We start from the raw sequence: 17,298 nt of genomic DNA on the forward strand, positions 1-17,298 counted from the left end.
TAAAAAGGCTCATCCGGAATCCCAGATGAGCCTTTTTTATATCTGATAGTTTGGATGATCTTACATCATTCCACCCATACCACCACCCATTGGAGGAGCACCAGCACCTACAGGGTTTTCTTCAGCCTCGTCAGCCAATACACACTCTGTTGTCAACAACATTGAAGCAACTGAAGCTGCATTTTCCAAAGCAATACGAGATACTTTAGTCGGGTCAATTACACCTGCTGCGATTAAGTTTTCGTAACGGTCAGTACGTGCGTTATAACCAAAGTCAGCTGTACCTTCTTTTACTTTTTGAACGATCACTGCACCTTCGATACCTGCGTTATTACAGATTTGACGCAAAGGTTCTTCGATAGCACGTTTGATAATGTCAATACCGATTTGCTCATCTTCGTTTTCACCTTTAAGGCTTACCAAAGCTTCAGTAGCACGGATAAATGCAACACCACCACCAGCAACGATACCTTCTTCAACTGCAGCGCGAGTCGCATGTAAAGCATCATCAACACGGTCTTTTTTCTCTTTCATTTCTACCTCAGTAGTAGCACCTACGTACAATACAGCAACACCACCTGACAATTTTGCCAAACGCTCTTGTAATTTCTCGCGATCGTAGTCAGAAGTGGTTGTTTCGATTTGTGAACGGATTTGAGCAACGCGAGCTTTGATGTCATCTACGTTACCACCACCATTGATAATTGTTGTATTATCTTTGTCAACTTGAACCTTTTCAGCTTGACCTAAATAAGATAACTCAGCATTCTCCAATTTGAAACCTCTTTCTTCAGAGATTACGGTACCACCAGTTAAGATAGCAATATCTTCTAACATCGCTTTACGACGGTCACCAAAACCTGGAGCTTTTACAGCTGCCACTTTCAGTGAACCACGGATTTTATTAACAACTAATGTTGCAAGCGCTTCACCATCTAGATCTTCAGCAATGATCAACAATGGTTTACCTGTTTGAACTTGTTTTTCCAAGATAGGCAACAACTCTTTCATGTTGCTAATTTTCTTGTCGTAGATCAAAATGTAAGGGTTATCTAATTCCGCTTCCATTTTGTCAGAGTTCGTAACAAAGTAAGGAGATAAATATCCACGGTCAAATTGCATACCTTCTACAGTTTTTACTTCTGTTTCAGTACCTTTTGCTTCTTCAACAGTGATAACACCATCGTTACCAACTTTTTCCATTGCCTGCGCAATCAAAGAACCGATGATCTCGTCGTTATTCGCGGAGATCGCTGCTACTTGTTTAATTTTGTTGTTGTCTTGACCAACTACTTGAGATTGAGATTTCAAGTTAGCAACAACAGCTGCCACAGCTTTGTCAATACCACGTTTTAAATCCATTGGATTAGCACCTGCAGCTACAGATTTGATACCTGGAGCAACGATTGCTTGTGCCAATACAGTAGCCGTAGTTGTACCATCACCCGCTTGATCAGCAGTTTTAGAAGCAACTTCTTTTACCATTTGCGCACCCATATTTTCCAAAGCATCTTTCAATTCGATTTCTTTCGCAACTGAAACACCATCTTTAGTAATTACTGGTGCACCGAATTTCTTCTCAATAATTACGTTACGTCCTTTAGGACCCAATGTTACTTTAACAGCATTAGCTAAAGTGTCTACACCTTTTTTAAGGGCCTCACGAGCCTCAACGTTATATTTTACTTGTTTTGCCATTTTTTTAGTATTGAGTATTGAGATATTGGTAGTGAGACTCTAATGTTAAAAGTCTGCAGCTACGGACTGCCTCAATCTTTTAAATTTTAACTTTGTAATTTAGACTTTTTAATCGCTTAGATAACAGCGTAAATATCAGACTCACGCATAATTAAGTACTCTTTTCCTTCGTAAGTAATTTCAGTACCTGCATATTTACCATATAATACTTTGTCACCTACTTTTACAGTTAACGGCTCGTCAACTTTACCAGTACCTACAGCAACTACTGTACCTTGAGATGGTTTTTCTTTTGCTGTATCGGGAATATATAACCCTGAAGCTGTTTTTTCTTCTGCTGGAGCAGCTTCTACTACTACTCTATCTCCGATAGGTTGGATACTTAATGCCATAATTAATTTACTTTTTATCTGTTATTGAATTTATTTTTATGTTATAATCGTTATAAACACAACATCTTTTATGCCAATTGTAAATAAGATGATGTATAAGACAATTTTTCACCGAAAACTTAACATGTTCACAGATAAAAGCACATTTTGCTGTCACACTGTCACTGTTTGTCTGACATCCTTACAAAACTCTGTTTGCCATCCCAATCCTACTTCGATAGGCAGACTGACAAATCGCATATAACAAAAAAAGGCCTCGTCTAAATTGTAGACGAGGCCTTTTGAATTTCTTTGTTCGCAACTATTTCTTAGCTTCTTCAGTTGGCTTAGCTGCTGGCGTTGTCGCCGGAGTTTTTTGTTCTGATTGCGCTGGAGCAGCTTGCTCTTGTCCTGCTGGAGCACCTGCAGGTTTCTGTGCTGGCGTACCCAAGTTCAAAGGCCCTTGTTGTTGTGCTGGGGCTTCAATTTGACCACCCAAACCACCTTTAGATGTACTTGGAGATGATCCCATAATGTTAACACCCAAACTAAAAATCATAATAGCAATCACCATGATCCATGTACCTTTTTCCAAAAAGTCTCCTGTACGCTTTACACCCATTAGGTTTGTTCCACCGGAAAAACCAGATGATAAACCACCACCTTTTGGATTTTGGATTAAAACCAAAAATGCTAAAATAATACTAGCTAATATGATAAGACCAATTAATAATCCTTGCATCTCTTTATGTAATTAATTTAATTTCTTTTCTAATTCTGTTATGCGTGCCGCAAAGTAAGCATTTTTTTCTGGATATTTCAAAACTAATTTTTCGTAAACCTCTATTGCTTTAGGATATAAACCCTGTTCGGTATATATTTTTGCAAGGGTCTCTGTCACTAGTGAATGCTGATCTTCTGAGCTTTTTCTCGCTTTATTCTCTAAATCTAACTTTTCAGCCTGCAACGGTTGGATTATAGGCTCTTCACGGATAAATTTTTCAATCACCTCATCCGTTTTGCGCGGAATCTGGAAAGAGATTGTTGTTTTCACCTCATCGCTGAGTTTTGCCTCTGGTGATTGCAGATGGAAAATATTTTCCCGAATCTGTTGATCCAATAACTGGCTATCCAATTTTTCATGGATCTTTGCAATATCATCATTTGATGGTGTCATTGGGCCCAACGGTGAATTTACATAAGGTTGGTATGTTTCAGCATACTCAAGTCGCGTCTTATGCAACCACCATAAAAAGCTATAGGGCATTGTATCATCATCATAGACTGTGACACGCTCCTGCGTATCCTCCAATGGCTGAACAGCAATTTCAGAATGAGCTGGCTCAACAGTTTCAGTTGACTCAATAATGGTGGCCTGTTGTTTTGCTTCACGCGAACGAAAATAATCCTGCGCTACACCTGCTTGAATCAAACGGTCCAATTCATCTGTCTTCTCCACCTCGTCAACCTCAGTTTCCTCCTGTTCAACCTCAGTATCAACCGCGACTACTTCCTCAACGACTATACCTTCCGACAACCCATCTTCAATTTCCTCATCAAGAACGATATCTTCCAATTGGATTTCTTTTACTGCCACAATTGACCTGCTATGCATAAATTCGTACAACCAGTTTGGAGACGAAGCATACAGCAATGCAGACGATAAATTCTGAACAGGCTTGCTTTCACCAAAAACTTTACGTTCATATATAAATCGCAAACTTTGCGCATAGGGATATTTTTCAATCAAAGCCAAAATTACATCTTCATCAATAGACTCCGGATGATTGATTGCTCGAAAGAAAAGGTCGTTATTCGATAGTGGCATAGTAATATTCATCTTGGAACAGGATTACCAGTTAGCAAATGCCTTATTATAAATATCCTCTGTCAACATTTGGATAATTTCCTTACCCAAGGTCTCCTCCTGTGCACTCTGAAGATTTCCTGCGAACTCTTTGAAACGTGTAAAAGGTTGCTCAAAGTCGTCTTTAGGATTGAGCTTATTATGATAGGAGACTTTAATTGTAATCGTCATTCTATTCATCGCAGCGCGGTCTGTTCCTGCTTCAACGGCGGCTGGACTGATTGTATAGTCTGTAATGAACCCTTCAAAAGTAGCATCACCATCTTGGTTGACCTGGCTTAATCGGGATTGGTTTCGAATACGTTCCTTTAATGCCTCTGTAAAATTCTGGCTTAAAGTCGGATAAACCAAAGGTGCGATATTTTCGAAATATTGAATATTGACGGTCTTCATTCCTTCTGGAATGGATCCTCCTGTAAATCTATATTTCACACCACAACTATTCATGATGAATAGAAAAGCGGTTGTGAGAAAGGTATATAAAATTCTTCTTGACAACATGTGCAAAACCTTAGTCTAAATTTAAGTCTTTAATTTTCCGATACAAAGTTCTTTCGGAAATTCCCAATTCTTGTGCTGCAGCTTTCCGTTTCCCGCGATGTTTTTTCAAGGCTTTTTTGATCAGATCCGACTCCTTATCTACCAAAGACAAAGACTCTTCCACCTCTTGTGCATCTTGCAGATAATCGTCCTGCGCAACAGGGTTCTTCAATACATTTGCGGTATTATTATTATTCGGCGAATGTATCGTCAAGGTTGGCGCGATACCGTATCCTTCGGTATCGGATTTTATCTGTGGTTCAATTTCCTGATAGAGCTGATTGATATAAGGAGAATTTTGATCGAATGTAGAAGAATCCACACCTTTCTGGATCAACTCGACTACGAGCTTTTTCAGATCGACCATATCTTTCTTCATATCGAAAAGTACCTTATACAGGAGGTCTCTTTCAGAGAAATCTTCTTTTGCGTTATTATTGGATGTAACTATAGCTGGTAGACTCGTACGTGATTCATTTGGCAAATAGTTTTGTAGTGTATGCGCGTCAACAATACGTTCCTTCTCTAAAACGGCAATTTGTTCGGCAACATTTTTCAATTGACGCACATTACCTGGCCAGTTATAATTACGTAGCATATTTTGTGCATCTTCAGTCAGCTGCACACCAGGGGAGCGATATTTTTCCGAAAAATCAACAATAAACTTGCGGAACAATAAATTGATGTCTTCGGGACGTTCTCTGAGTGAAGGCACACGCAGAGGAACGGTATTTAGACGATAATATAAATCCTCCCTAAATTTACCTTTTTGAACAGCTTCAAACATATTGACGTTTGTCGCAGCAACCACACGCACATTGGTTTTTTGAACCTTTGATGATCCCACACGAATATACTCCCCAGATTCCAAAACACGAAGTAATCGAGCTTGTGTACCTAAAGGTAACTCTCCGACCTCGTCCAAGAAAATTGTCCCGCCATCAACTACTTCAAAATAGCCCTTACGTGCTTCATGTGCTCCGGTAAAGGAACCTTTCTCATGTCCGAATAATTCAGAGTCTATTGTTCCCTCCGGTATTGCTCCACAGTTGACCGCTATAAATGGCCCATGCTTACGGGAACTCAATTGATGGATAATATGCGAAAAAACTTCTTTACCACTACCGCTTTCACCTTGTATTAATACAGAAATATCAGTTGGAGCCACCTGCCGGGCAATATCAATCGCCCGATTTAACAACGGTGAATTACCGATGATTCCAAACCTATTTTTTATATCTTGATTATCCATAAATTTCCAGTTGGAAATAAATTTATATTACGTTTTCTTAATCAACAATTTTACCGAGCAGGGTTGCTGATGTACATGATTCCACAAGCACATTGACATAATCCCCTTGTTTGTAACGAGGGTCTATAGGAAACACAACCAAGGCATTCTGATCATTACGACCACAGAAATCAAACTCAGATCTTTTCGAAAAACCTTCTATCAGAACTTTACAAACTTTTCCAATAAAATGTTGGTAACGATATAAGCTATGGTCACGTTGTTTGTTGATAACCTCAGTCAAACGGCGTTTTTTGACATCTTCAGGAATATCATCTTCATAACGCTTCGCAGCTAATGTACCTGGTCTTTCAGAATAAGCAAACATGTATGCAAAGTCATATTTCACATAATCCATCATCGATAACGTTTCCTGATGTTCTGCTTCCGTTTCTGTACAGAATCCGGTAATAACGTCAGTAGAAATCGCACAATCAGGAATAATTTTACGGATAGCATCTACACGTTCCATATACCACTCACGATCATAAGTACGATTCATAAGCTCCAATACCCTAGAATTCCCAGATTGTACTGGCAAATGGATATAGTTACAAACATTTTCATGTGATGCGATGGCATACAAAACTTCATCCGTGATATCTTTTGGATGGGAAGTCGAAAAACGAACCCGTAAAAGTGGGCTCACCTCCGCAACCATCGTCAATAATTTAGCAAACGTTACCGTCTCACCAGGAGTTTCTCCTTCTGCAACTGGCGCCGTATGTTTATAGGAATCCACATTTTGCCCCAATAAGGTTACTTCTTTATATCCAGCGTTGAATAGATCTTGCGCTTCTTTCACAATAGATTGTGGGTCGCGGCTACGCTCACGTCCCCTGGTAAAAGGAACAACACAGAACGAACACATGTTATCACAACCACGCATGATCGAAATAAAGGCCGTTACTCCATTTGAGTTTAACCGAACGGGATTAATATCAGCATAAGTCTCCTCACGCGATAGCAATACATTCACTGCTTTGGCACCGTCATCTACCTTATCAATTAAGTTAGGAAGATCGCGATACGCATCAGGACCTACTACAACATCAACTAATTTTTCTTCCTCTAGAAACTTCGATTTTAAACGCTCAGCCATACAGCCAAGTACACCGACGATCATTCCAGGATTTCTGGTCTTTGCCGCCTCAAATTCTTTCAGTCGATTACGAACACGTTGCTCTGCATTCTCACGGATTGAACAGGTGTTAATAAAGACAACATCAGCTTCCTGATAATTCTTTGTTGTCTCAAAACCCTTATCCAACAAAATAGAAGCAACGATCTCACTATCCGAGAAGTTCATTTGACAACCGTAACTTTCAATATACAGTTTACGTCCATTACTGATCTTTGGATCTTGTTCCAATAACAATGCCTCACCCTGACGAGATTCGTCGTGTTCCTTAGTTGTATGTGTTAAATCTAGCATAGCTCAATTTTCAAAGACTACAAAGTTAGAAATTAAAATTCATATAATGACAGTTTGTCAGCCAGAAATATGGTTTATACTTTGTCAAATTTCTGAAGTAAATAATTTATATCATAGCGGTCTGGCGGGATATTTCACAAAAAAGGCACGGATAAAATCCGCGCCTTCTGTTATTTTCGAAATTCAACAAACTCGCCATTTAGAAGAGTCAAACATATTCGTTCCTAGGGGAGTGATATGTTTAGCTTGTTATTGGTTAGCTTGTTGTTTTGCTTCTTTCTTCATTTGATCACCAGCAACGATAACGATCTCTACGCGACGGTTTTGGGCACGTCCAGATTCTGTGTCATTACTTGCAATTGGCTCAGAGAAGTTTCTTCCTTCAGTTTTAATACGTGAAGAAGATAAACCTTTAGATACTGCAAAGGCACGTACCGAATTTGCACGGTCCAAAGAAACTTTGTCATTTGCAGCTAGCGTTCCCACGTTATCTGTGTGTCCGATAACTAAAATTTCTGTTCCTTGCTCTTTATTTAATGTTGCAACTAAATTTGCAATATTATCCTTTGCAGATGTTTTTAAATCAGATTTATTGAAATCAAACAAGATACCTGAATCAAATTTCACAACAATACCTTCTGCAGATTGAGTCACCTCAGCACCTTCGACGGTTTTAGAAATCTCAGCAGCTTGTTTATCCATTTTCTTACCGATCAATACACCCGCTGCACCGCCGATTGCCGCACCTGCTAATGTACCAATAGCCGTATTACCAGCCTTACCACCAATTAATGCACCTAAAGCACCACCCGCAACACCACCGATCACACCACCTTTAGTCGTATTATTTGTATTTTGGATTGTAGAACAACTTCCAAATAACATAGCCGAGGTTGCAACAGTCAAACCAAATACAGCTAATTTTCTATTCATTTTCATATCTATCTAAGACTTTTAATATTCAAATTAAATTACTGTTCATGTTAAAATCAAACAAAGTGCCAAAAGCATCCTTTTTTAACTTTTTTGTTACCATACTCCAAAAAAAGCATCACAACGTTGATAAATGAAGACGATAAGCTACAAATAATCTTGACGGTCAATGTTCACAAGAACTAACAGCATAAAATGAAAAATGTTTTATTTCTCTTGGGTCTTAACTTCAATATCAGGCAACAATGACCCTTTTGGACGTCCTTTTGCTTCAAAATCCGCTAAAGATTGCTGTACATAATTCATCAAATCATATTGGCCCCAATGTTCAGCTAGATCAAATGAGGGACGATAACGTATCATGAACGCATCTAGATCAGCACTATCCAATTTCGTTAATTTCTGGACAGCTGCCCTTGAAAAGATACGGTCTACCTGCAATTCCTCCTTTTCCCGGTCCATAAAACGTCCAAAGCGTTTCGCATTTTTCGCCTCACGTCCAAAAAGATTATAAAGTGCAGTAGCAGGACTACCTAAATAGGTTCCAAATTTATTTTTCCCGCCATTATAGACCCCCTTTTTTGAATAATTCCCCATGGCATCATTCAACTCGGCTTCCTTAGACTTTCGTTCTACAATGACTGTTTCAAGCTTAATTCCCTCCTGCATCTCAATATAGAATTCATTCAGGTTTGTCAAAACAGTCTTTACAGGTGAAAATCCAACTTTAGTGAAAGAAAGAGAATCTCCCACAGAGGCATCTATTGTGAACACCCCAAAAGAGTTTGTCAATGCTGATCTACTCGTGCGCAAATTCAGGACCACCACATCGCCAATTCTATTGGCAGTTCCCCTTTGCATCACCATACCTGACACTTTCTGTATATGTTGGGCCTTTGCACCGAATGCCGTCAAAAGCAATATCAAGATGCCTAATAGCCCTCCTATGTGTATTCTTCTCATTGGAATATATTGTTTTATTACGCTAGTTTTCTCAGGCATTTATCTCGCCATTAGCGTCTTTTGAAAGCTATAATGTAATATCAACGACTCTAAATCCAAACGACCTGATTCTCCAGTCTGCTCATTATAGCTTTTTGAATCCATCATGCTTTCAACCTATTTCGCTAAAAATAGTAATAGTTTGACAATTGTATTGTTAAAAAAGTTTAAATATTCCTTCTCTATTTATAGGGATAGAAAACAAAATTGGCACCCTCAGCAACAACGACAAACAAACACATATAATCCTTCGCAGATTTATAATTCTGAATAAAAGCAGCTTTACGATCCTCCTGAATGATATCCAATTCGACAAATTCCTCCAAAGTAGAGGCATTGATTGTCCAATTAGTTTCCAGATCCACACGATCTAAAATCACTTCCCCTACGGAAACCTCATGTTGATGTGCTACAAAAATCGGATAGGAAGAATAGCCTTCCTCTATGATTTCCATCGAAACTTCACGGATCGACTCACTATAAAAATCAAGATCTACCTGCAAACTTTTCAACGGGCTCTGCCCAGTAGATTTCGCTTCCTCATTTCTGGCTCCGCCCGAAAATAAATCCTCTACTTCCATAATATTATGATTTTTTTAGTTCCAATAGAACGACATTTTCTACGTGCTGTGTATGCGGGAACATATCCACAGGCTTCATACGTTTTACATCGTATTTTTCTGCCAATAGTACTAAATCTCTCGCCTGTGTTGCTGCATTACAACTCACGTAAACAATTTTTGGAGACTCCATTTCCAATAACCGGGCCACAACATCCGCATGCATACCTGCTCTTGGCGGATCCGTAATCACGACATCCGGTTTACCATGCTCAGCAATAAAAGATGGTATCAACACATCTTTCATATCCCCAGCGTAAAACTTCGTATTGTTGATATTATTGATCGCAGAATTGACCTTTGCATCTTCAATTGCCGTAGGTACGTACTCAACTCCAATCACTTCTTTTGCTTTCTTAGCAACAAAATTCGCAATTGTACCAGCTCCTGTATATAAGTCATAAACCAACTCATCCCCTTTTAGATCCGCAAAATCACGTGTGATCTTATAGAGTTCGTATGCTTGCGCAGAATTGGTCTGATAAAATGATTTCGGCCCGACCTTATAGCGAAGACCTTCCATCTCCTCATAAATAAAATCCCGCCCTGCATACACGTGAATATCTTGATCAAAAATGGTATCGTTGCGCTTTTGATTCACAATATAAAGGAGTGAAGCGATCTTCGGATATTTTTCATTGATGAAGTCCATCAACAATTCCACTTGTCCTTCTTCTGGGTAGGCAAAAACCACAATGACCATCATCTCCCCAGTAGAAGAAATACGGATAATCAGATTTCGCAATACCCCTGTATGTTCACGAAGGTCATAGAAGGTCATCCCCTTGCTTAATGCAAAGTCACGTATGGTATTTCGCACCTCATTGGAAGGATCTTCCTGAAGAAAACAGTGATCGATATCTAAGATTTTATCAAAACGTCCAGGTACATGGAAGCCCAAAGCATTCATTTCCAATTGCGAGGAATCTTCATCAACAGAGGTCAACCATTTCTTATTGGAAAATGTATATTCTAATTTGTTTCTATAATACTCCGTTTGTGCCGATCCCAAAATATCTTCCATGGAAGAAGTATCGACTTTCCCAATACGGGATAAAGCATTATCAACAGATTGTTGCTTGAATTTCAATTGGGCTTCATAGCTCATGTGTTGCCATTTACAACCACCACAAACACCGAAATGCTCGCAAAAAGGATCAACGCGATAAGTAGAAGCTTCTTTTAAACTCGTCACCCGAGCTTCAGCAAAATTCTTCTTCTTGCGCATTAACTCCACATCCACAACATCACCGGGGACAGCTTTTTCGACAAACAAAACCAAATCATCAGTTTTACCTACACCTCTACCTTCTTCGGCAATATCAATGATTGCAATATCTTTCAAGAACTTTTTTTCTTGCGGAATTCTTCTACTCATAGTTTGCAAAAATACAATTTTTTATAATGATTTTCCACTGACCCACATGGTCTTAAAAAAAAGACCTTTTGCACATCACAATAATCCATTTCCAACAATCCGATTTACCCAATATTCAAAATGATTCAAGCGAGATCAAAGGCCATCAGTTTATCCGCCTAAACTCCAAAAGGCGAAGAAAACTGTAAATAATCGCATTAAAACCGTTATGTTCTTACAAGCACCATAGCTATGAAAATTGGCCAAAATTTCATGCTGGGCAACTAACTGAGCCCAGCAAGCTCCTTGATGCATTAATAAAAAGCACAAATCAATAAAAAAACAGATAATTCAGAAAAAAAATTGAAGAGTATTTTAAAAATGGACAACCGAAGAGCAATAGGCAAATAAGACCTAGCCTCGCCTAAAGTATAGTTGCCTGCACGAGATAAGGAAGAATCTCCTTTTGAAAAGAAATAAAATTTTTACGCACATCAGCATCCGAAACCGCCGTAAAAGCAAAGGAGAATACAATGCTCTTACTTGATTTGATCAGAAATGTCAGTTTTTCCTCACTGATCGCCTCATTAATCTTTTCATTCTGAATAAATGTACTTAAAAGCAAAAATTCCAAATCCTCAGATAGTGTTTTTAGATATTCCTGTGCATTGGCAGATTCACGAATAAATTCCCAGCCAATCAACTCATTACATGCGGTATAGGTCAGTCGGCTGACACGAAGAATGGTAGAAGCCAAAAAAGAGGCCATATCATCCTCATATTTCGTCGTCTTTAAGATCTCCAGCAAACTCGCCCGCAGATAATCCATCAAAATAGCATGCAAGATCATCTCCTTACTATCAAAGTATTTATAAACAGTCGCTTTAGCGATCTTAGCTTTTTTTGCTAAGGTGTTTACACTGGTTTTATGATAACCATTTTGACGAAAGAGTTCCCGTGCGGTTCTTTTTATGGATTCAATGATATGATCTGGTTCCATATTCTTCAGATAAGACTACCACACATCACACTATTTCCAATTCCTGAACAGAACAAGATATGCTTGGAGAGTGGTAATAGTGTGATGGTTTCAATAGTCTTTATTAGCATTGATTTATATTAATTCAGTCTCAAACTGAGCTAAGAAACGCGAATCATTTTCAGAGAAAAGTCGCAAATCTTTGATCACATATTTAAGGTTTGTGATCCGTTCGATACCCATACCGAAGGCAAAACCTGAATACTTTTTACTGTCGATGCCACAATTTTCAAGTACATTAGGGTCTACCATTCCACAACCTAAAATCTCTACCCAACCTGAATATTTACAAAGATTACATCCAGCACCTTTACAGATCGTACAAGAAATATCCATCTCCGCAGAAGGCTCTGTAAAGGGGAAATAAGAAGGACGGAAACGTACTTTAGTTCCCTCACCATACATTTCTTGAACAAAATGATATAAAGTCTGCTTCAAATCAGCAAACGAAACATTTTCATCCACATATAATCCTTCTACCTGATGAAAGAAACAATGCGCGCGGGCAGAAATGGCTTCGTTCCGATACACACGTCCGGGCATAATCGCTCTAAAAGGAGGTTTACCCGCTTCCATAAGGCGAACCTGAACAGAAGATGTATGCGTTCTTAGCGTAATATCGTTACCTTCTTGCTTTTTGATAAAGAATGTATCTTGCATATCACGCGCCGGATGCTCAGGAGGAAAATTCAACGCAGAGAAATTGTGCCAATCATCTTCAATCTCTGGCCCCTCAGAAACGATAAAGCCTAGCTTTTTAAAGATCTCAACGATTTCCTTGCGTACCAATGAGATCGGATGTCTAGACCCCAATTGAAATCCATTACCAGGCAATGTCAAATCACCTTCCATTTGTTGGGATTTCTGCTTCTCACCGGAACCAAATTTCTCTTGTGCTTCCTTGAATGTATTTTCTGCCAACTGCTTAAATTCATTCAGTACTTTCCCCAAAGTACGTTTTTCCTCAGGAGTTACTGTTTTGAATTCGTCAAAAAGATTTTTTACGATCCCTTTGGAAACCAAAAACTTCAATCTGAAATTTTCTACATCGGCTGAAGAAGATGGCACAAACGCCTTAATTTCTTCAGTATACTGCGTAATTTTATCTTGCAACATAATTACGACAAACATAGCCAAAATTTCCGCCAAAAAGAAATTTTAGCGATCTCTCAACTCGTGTCAAAAGCGTATCTGTACCGAAAATTAGTGTTTATGATTCGATGGGACAAAGGTCTTTGTAATCAACTCGTTGAACCTGCACAAATGGTTGGATTCTTTTTTATTGTGATTAAAAGGATTTAGAAATATCCAAGAAATCAAAAAGAGCAGATGAAAAATCTGCTCTTTTGCCCATAACTATATTTAATATACAATGATAATCTTCTAATATTCAAAGCTACCTTTAAGTTCGATTAAAATGGAAGTGGATTATCCTCCTGATCGTTTTCGGTAAAATCAACTTCGATTTCTTTATCCTCAGCTTTCTGCGCCGGGGTACTTGCAACATTCCCCGTGTTAGCAGCTCCAGCAGGTTCAAAATCTGATTTCCGTCCCAAAAGGGTAAAAGTCTCAGCAACTACTTCAGTAGCATAACGTCTGATCCCCTCTTTATCTTCGTAGGTACGCGTACGTAATCGACCTTCGATATAGACCAATTTGCCCTTAGTAAGGTATTTTACCGCCACATCTGCCAAACCGCGCCACATGACAATATTGTGCCACTCGGTTTGTTCTACTCGTTTTCCGTCCTTGTTATACGTTTCTGAAGTTGCCAATGGGAAACTGGCAACGGAGACATTGCCTTCTAAATATCGAATTTCGGGATCTTTTCCAAGATGTCCCACTAAAATAACTTTGTTAACTCCTGACATAATTTAAAAGCATAAATGGTTAAAAATTGGATCTTTCCAAAAAGGTAAAGATCAACTTGTGTTTAGCTAATTTATCTAAATCTTTTAAAAATACATAATCCCAATTGGATTTTTTTTGATTTAGACCGCCCTTTAACCGCACTTCAAAGAATGTCGCATAAATATTCTGATGGCTCAGAATATGTTTAGTTTGTTTTTGCAGAAGTTTGATCTCCGCCTTATCCCCGAAATACTGGACAAATTGCTCATCTCCAAGGAGCTCGGGTATACTCAATGTTCGATCAGACTCGACCAGGGGAAACTCGTATAAATTCTGCCAGACATCGCCTTCTCCGCGTTTTGACATCAAGATTTGCGCTTCGTCTTTAAGGATAAAATAATTAAAGTACCGTTCTCTGCTTGCTTTGCCTTTAAGTTTAACCGGTAATCGATCAACCTCTCCCTGTAGCACGGCGTAACAGGATGTATTAAACATACAAGTAATACACAAAGGTTGCTTCGGCTTACAATGAATTGCACCAAAATCCATAATGGCCTGATTATATAATGCCGGATGGTCCTGATCCAAATTTTCCTGAGCGATAGCCGTAAAAATTTTCTTTCCCTCAGTAGAATTAATCGCTGTGTCTATGCCATAATATCTCGAGAGCACACGGAACACATTCCCATCCAATACTGCCTGGGCCTCATTATTGGAAAAGGATGATATTGCGGCAGCGGTATATTCACCTATACCGGGAAGCTTTAGCAAGGTCTTATAGTCTATGGGAAAAATGCCATTATATTCATCACGGACGATTCGTGCAGCCTTATGCATATTTCGTCCCCTTGAATAATAACCCAGTCCCTGCCAAAGGTGTAAAATATCATCTTCCTCTGCGTTAGCAAAGTCAACGACTGTCTCAAACCGTTCCACAAATCGTAAATAGTAAGGCAGCCCTTGTTCTACTCGAGTCTGTTGCAGGATAATCTCAGAGAGCCAAATTTTATAGGCATCTCTTGTTTCCCGCCATGGTAAATCACGCTTATGCTGTTGATACCATCCCTGCAATTCCGCACCAAATGTCATAACAACAAAAATGCACAATTTTTCAGCATTTTCAAGCAGCGTACAAACAAAGATCGGTTCCCGCTATCAAATCAAAACCTAAAACAAGCGTTCGAATACTCACCTCTTATTTTTTCGCATTACGAAGCGACGTAATCTGTTCATCCGGTTCCAAAATGGCATTTTCCAAGGAAATGGAACCATTATATTTTTCTTTTAATGCCTGATACAAGCGTCCGTCATAGGAGACAGCAAAGCGCCCATCAGCTTTCAGATACACGGGCAAATGACGATTGCCTACATCAAAACAGAATTCTCCGACCACAGAAAGATCTTGACTGTCAAGCAATACACAAAGACAAGGTAAGATATTAACCTGTATAAACAGATCTTCGCTATGATAGATACATTGCCCCGACTGCAAGGCCGTGCTGTCATCCCGTTGTATCTTTACCGTATTGCCCTTACGCGTTTTGCGATGGATAACACGTTTATTCACTTCAAAGTAGGAAAGATCCAAGATATCCGATTCACGATTGAATTTAACATGCTCAAAATTGGAAATGGACTCAATGAGGATTTCGGTAGGCTCTTTCGATTTACGCATATTTCAGTCCTTCCTCCGTTTTACTCTTGCTTACGCTCTTTTTCCGCGGGCTGGCTGTACTTTTCTTTTTAGTGACAACTGCCTCTGCCGCAGCAGCCTCTACCACAGTCGACTCTGCCACAACTGGCACAGGCTCTGTCACCTCTTTTTCGATGACTTCAACTTCTTTTGATTCCGACAGTTTATGCATGGTAAAGTCCCAGCACAATTGCCCCAACATTTGCAGAAAATCATAGAGCAATTCACCATCAGAACCAAGCGCTCGTAAAATAACGACATCTGATGAAGCCTGTGTAAATCCATAAGAGATGTCATTATATTCTACGGTCAATATTTCATCAAGCTCGTTCTTTAATTCCTGTGCAAAAAGGGCGGAGAATATAAAGGTCGCTTGATGGGTATAACCTTCAAAGAAGAGCATCTTCTGGATGGGCTGCTTTTTGGGTTGCAACAGCTGATTATCAATAAAGGCCAGTTTTCCTGATCTGAAAATCTTAGTCTGTGTATGCAAACGATCAAATTCAAATGCTTCTTTCATATAGATCCGCCCGACACTGATAATATCACCCCACATCAAAACCGCATCTTCGGCCAAATGAATATGATTGGTCGCCTTAAATATGGAGTCTTTAAAAGGCGTGACCGGGTGTGGGATGTAATGCAATATACCCCCCGTAGCCACCTGTACATCTGTGTGCTGGCTGGCACCAGTCTTCATCGGATGCAATTTATTGAAAGACTGCGTAAACAGCTTTAATTGGGCCTCTTCCTTTACATGGACATCAATATGAAGATGATCTGTATCCATAATACCGGGTGATGCACTCATGATAATCATTTCCAAATGGTCAGTTAGATTCGCTGCTCCATAATGGGTCAATTTATAAGGCGCATTATGGTAGCTTTCTTTCAGTCTGCTTCTACCGTCCTCTTTGGCTACATTTAATACTATCTTACTATCCATATCCTATTGTTTTTAGCCTACTTGTTCTAATAAAGCGTATTCTTTAATCCATTTCTTTACATCCTCCAACCCCTCTAATGTCATCAGATTCGTAAAAATAAAAGGACGTTCTCCACGCATGCGCAATGTATCTCGGCGCATGACCTCCAAATCTGCATGTACATAGGGCGCCAAATCAATTTTATTGATCAATAACAAATCTGAGCGTGTGATACCGGGCCCACCTTTACGCGGCATTTTTTCTCCTTCAGCAACATCAAGAACAAAGATGGTTAAATCCGCTAAATCAGGGCTGAATGTTGCTGTCAGGTTATCCCCCCCACTTTCAACGAAAATAAGCTCTACATCCTCAAAACGATTGGCCAATTCTTCTACGGCTTCAATATTCATCGATGCATCCTCTCGGATCGCGGTATGTGGGCATCCGCCAGTCTCTACACCAATGATACGTTCCGCTGGTAGGGCCGAATTTTGCTGCAGATACATCGCATCTTCACGTGTGTAAATATCATTTGTAACAACACAGATGCTATAATCTGCGGACATCGAACGTGTCAATCGTTCGATCAAAGCAGTCTTGCCCGATCCAACAGGTCCGGCAACACCAATTTTTACATAATTTCTTTTTGACGTCTTTTTCATCCTTAACTATTTA

Annotated in this window: 18 protein-coding genes; all 18 read right to left on the bottom strand. The window is 39.4% G+C overall.

Annotated features, from left to right (window positions below; translation table 11 throughout):
* Window positions 1-60: 60 nt before the first annotated feature.
* Window positions 61-1,698: a chaperonin GroEL gene (gene groL / locus DFQ12_RS25320; RefSeq protein ID WP_120261812.1), complete on the bottom strand. Its 1,638-nt coding sequence runs from the start codon at window positions 1,696-1,698 to the stop codon at window positions 61-63.
* A 116-nt stretch (window positions 1,699-1,814) separates the two neighbouring features.
* Window positions 1,815-2,090, bottom strand: coding sequence for a co-chaperone GroES (locus DFQ12_RS25325; protein WP_088160030.1), 276 nt, complete (start codon window positions 2,088-2,090; stop codon window positions 1,815-1,817).
* 301 nt (window positions 2,091-2,391) lie between these two features.
* Entirely contained in the window at window positions 2,392-2,811 is a 420-nt protein-coding gene (gene secG, locus DFQ12_RS25330; protein WP_120261813.1) for a preprotein translocase subunit SecG, read from the bottom strand.
* 12 nt (window positions 2,812-2,823) lie between these two features.
* On the bottom strand, window positions 2,824-3,909 hold the full coding sequence (locus DFQ12_RS25335) for a hypothetical protein (protein ID WP_244211850.1): 1,086 nt from the start codon (window positions 3,907-3,909) through the stop codon (window positions 2,824-2,826).
* 12 nt (window positions 3,910-3,921) lie between these two features.
* Window positions 3,922-4,368, bottom strand: coding sequence for an LptE family protein (locus tag DFQ12_RS25340; RefSeq protein ID WP_341867870.1), 447 nt, complete (start codon window positions 4,366-4,368; stop codon window positions 3,922-3,924).
* Between the two features lie 79 nt (window positions 4,369-4,447).
* Complete coding sequence (locus tag DFQ12_RS25345; RefSeq protein WP_120261816.1) at window positions 4,448-5,728, bottom strand: sigma-54 interaction domain-containing protein; 1,281 nt, start codon at window positions 5,726-5,728, stop codon at window positions 4,448-4,450.
* Between the two features lie 37 nt (window positions 5,729-5,765).
* Window positions 5,766-7,202, bottom strand: a complete 1,437-nt coding sequence (gene miaB / locus DFQ12_RS25350) for a tRNA (N6-isopentenyl adenosine(37)-C2)-methylthiotransferase MiaB (RefSeq protein ID WP_120261817.1) — start codon at window positions 7,200-7,202, stop codon at window positions 5,766-5,768.
* Window positions 7,203-7,451: 249 nt separating this feature from the next.
* Window positions 7,452-8,141 (bottom strand): YiaD family glycine zipper/OmpA-like lipoprotein, encoded by a 690-nt coding sequence (locus tag DFQ12_RS25355; protein WP_208642619.1) that lies wholly within the window; start codon window positions 8,139-8,141, stop codon window positions 7,452-7,454.
* Between the two features lie 201 nt (window positions 8,142-8,342).
* Window positions 8,343-9,098 (bottom strand): hypothetical protein, encoded by a 756-nt coding sequence (locus DFQ12_RS25360; RefSeq protein ID WP_147420475.1) that lies wholly within the window; start codon window positions 9,096-9,098, stop codon window positions 8,343-8,345.
* A gap of 221 nt (window positions 9,099-9,319) precedes the next feature.
* Window positions 9,320-9,718, bottom strand: coding sequence for a hypothetical protein (locus DFQ12_RS25365; RefSeq protein ID WP_120261820.1), 399 nt, complete (start codon window positions 9,716-9,718; stop codon window positions 9,320-9,322).
* A gap of 4 nt (window positions 9,719-9,722) precedes the next feature.
* Complete coding sequence (gene rlmD / locus DFQ12_RS25370) at window positions 9,723-11,135, bottom strand: 23S rRNA (uracil(1939)-C(5))-methyltransferase RlmD (protein ID WP_120261821.1); 1,413 nt, start codon at window positions 11,133-11,135, stop codon at window positions 9,723-9,725.
* 403 nt (window positions 11,136-11,538) lie between these two features.
* Window positions 11,539-12,114 (bottom strand): TetR/AcrR family transcriptional regulator, encoded by a 576-nt coding sequence (locus DFQ12_RS25375; protein ID WP_120261822.1) that lies wholly within the window; start codon window positions 12,112-12,114, stop codon window positions 11,539-11,541.
* Between the two features lie 114 nt (window positions 12,115-12,228).
* A complete protein-coding gene (gene pheS, locus DFQ12_RS25380; RefSeq protein ID WP_120261919.1) occupies window positions 12,229-13,269 on the bottom strand; it encodes a phenylalanine--tRNA ligase subunit alpha in 1,041 nt (346 codons plus the stop codon).
* Window positions 13,270-13,565: 296 nt separating this feature from the next.
* Window positions 13,566-14,024: a single-stranded DNA-binding protein gene (locus DFQ12_RS25385; protein ID WP_120261823.1), complete on the bottom strand. Its 459-nt coding sequence runs from the start codon at window positions 14,022-14,024 to the stop codon at window positions 13,566-13,568.
* A gap of 19 nt (window positions 14,025-14,043) precedes the next feature.
* Complete coding sequence (gene mutY, locus DFQ12_RS25390; RefSeq protein WP_120261824.1) at window positions 14,044-15,093, bottom strand: A/G-specific adenine glycosylase; 1,050 nt, start codon at window positions 15,091-15,093, stop codon at window positions 14,044-14,046.
* A gap of 106 nt (window positions 15,094-15,199) precedes the next feature.
* Complete coding sequence (locus tag DFQ12_RS25395; RefSeq protein WP_120261825.1) at window positions 15,200-15,679, bottom strand: urease accessory protein UreE; 480 nt, start codon at window positions 15,677-15,679, stop codon at window positions 15,200-15,202.
* On the bottom strand, window positions 15,672-16,643 hold the full coding sequence (locus tag DFQ12_RS25400; protein WP_120261826.1) for an urease accessory protein UreD: 972 nt from the start codon (window positions 16,641-16,643) through the stop codon (window positions 15,672-15,674). The genes DFQ12_RS25395 and DFQ12_RS25400 overlap by 8 nt, the downstream gene beginning before the upstream one ends.
* A 12-nt stretch (window positions 16,644-16,655) precedes the next feature.
* Window positions 16,656-17,285 (bottom strand): urease accessory protein UreG, encoded by a 630-nt coding sequence (gene ureG / locus DFQ12_RS25405; protein WP_120261827.1) that lies wholly within the window; start codon window positions 17,283-17,285, stop codon window positions 16,656-16,658.
* Window positions 17,286-17,298 lie beyond the last annotated feature (13 nt).

This window comes from Sphingobacterium detergens (assembly GCF_003610355.1).
GTDB classification, from domain to species: domain Bacteria; phylum Bacteroidota; class Bacteroidia; order Sphingobacteriales; family Sphingobacteriaceae; genus Sphingobacterium; species Sphingobacterium detergens.

Excerpts from the sequence above, each read along its gene's own strand:
- groL (WP_120261812.1), bottom strand. The coding sequence starts at position 1,698 with ATGGCAAAACAAGTAAAATATAACGTTGAGGCTCGTGAGGCCCTTAAA.
- ureG (WP_120261827.1), bottom strand. The coding sequence starts at position 17,285 with ATGAAAAAGACGTCAAAAAGAAATTATGTAAAAATTGGTGTTGCCGGA.
- DFQ12_RS25385 (WP_120261823.1), bottom strand. The coding sequence starts at position 14,024 with ATGTCAGGAGTTAACAAAGTTATTTTAGTGGGACATCTTGGAAAAGAT.
- pheS (WP_120261919.1), bottom strand. The coding sequence starts at position 13,269 with ATGTTGCAAGATAAAATTACGCAGTATACTGAAGAAATTAAGGCGTTT.
- DFQ12_RS25345 (WP_120261816.1), bottom strand. The coding sequence starts at position 5,728 with ATGGATAATCAAGATATAAAAAATAGGTTTGGAATCATCGGTAATTCA.
- secG (WP_120261813.1), bottom strand. The coding sequence starts at position 2,811 with ATGCAAGGATTATTAATTGGTCTTATCATATTAGCTAGTATTATTTTA.
- DFQ12_RS25355 (WP_208642619.1), bottom strand. The coding sequence starts at position 8,141 with ATGAAAATGAATAGAAAATTAGCTGTATTTGGTTTGACTGTTGCAACC.
- mutY (WP_120261824.1), bottom strand. The coding sequence starts at position 15,093 with ATGACATTTGGTGCGGAATTGCAGGGATGGTATCAACAGCATAAGCGT.
- DFQ12_RS25360 (WP_147420475.1), bottom strand. The coding sequence starts at position 9,098 with ATGAGAAGAATACACATAGGAGGGCTATTAGGCATCTTGATATTGCTT.
- DFQ12_RS25365 (WP_120261820.1), bottom strand. The coding sequence starts at position 9,718 with ATGGAAGTAGAGGATTTATTTTCGGGCGGAGCCAGAAATGAGGAAGCG.
- DFQ12_RS25335 (WP_244211850.1), bottom strand. The coding sequence starts at position 3,909 with ATGAATATTACTATGCCACTATCGAATAACGACCTTTTCTTTCGAGCA.
- DFQ12_RS25375 (WP_120261822.1), bottom strand. The coding sequence starts at position 12,114 with ATGGAACCAGATCATATCATTGAATCCATAAAAAGAACCGCACGGGAA.
- DFQ12_RS25395 (WP_120261825.1), bottom strand. The coding sequence starts at position 15,679 with ATGCGTAAATCGAAAGAGCCTACCGAAATCCTCATTGAGTCCATTTCC.
- miaB (WP_120261817.1), bottom strand. The coding sequence starts at position 7,202 with ATGCTAGATTTAACACATACAACTAAGGAACACGACGAATCTCGTCAG.
- rlmD (WP_120261821.1), bottom strand. The coding sequence starts at position 11,135 with ATGAGTAGAAGAATTCCGCAAGAAAAAAAGTTCTTGAAAGATATTGCA.
- DFQ12_RS25400 (WP_120261826.1), bottom strand. The coding sequence starts at position 16,643 with ATGGATAGTAAGATAGTATTAAATGTAGCCAAAGAGGACGGTAGAAGC.
- DFQ12_RS25325 (WP_088160030.1), bottom strand. The coding sequence starts at position 2,090 with ATGGCATTAAGTATCCAACCTATCGGAGATAGAGTAGTAGTAGAAGCT.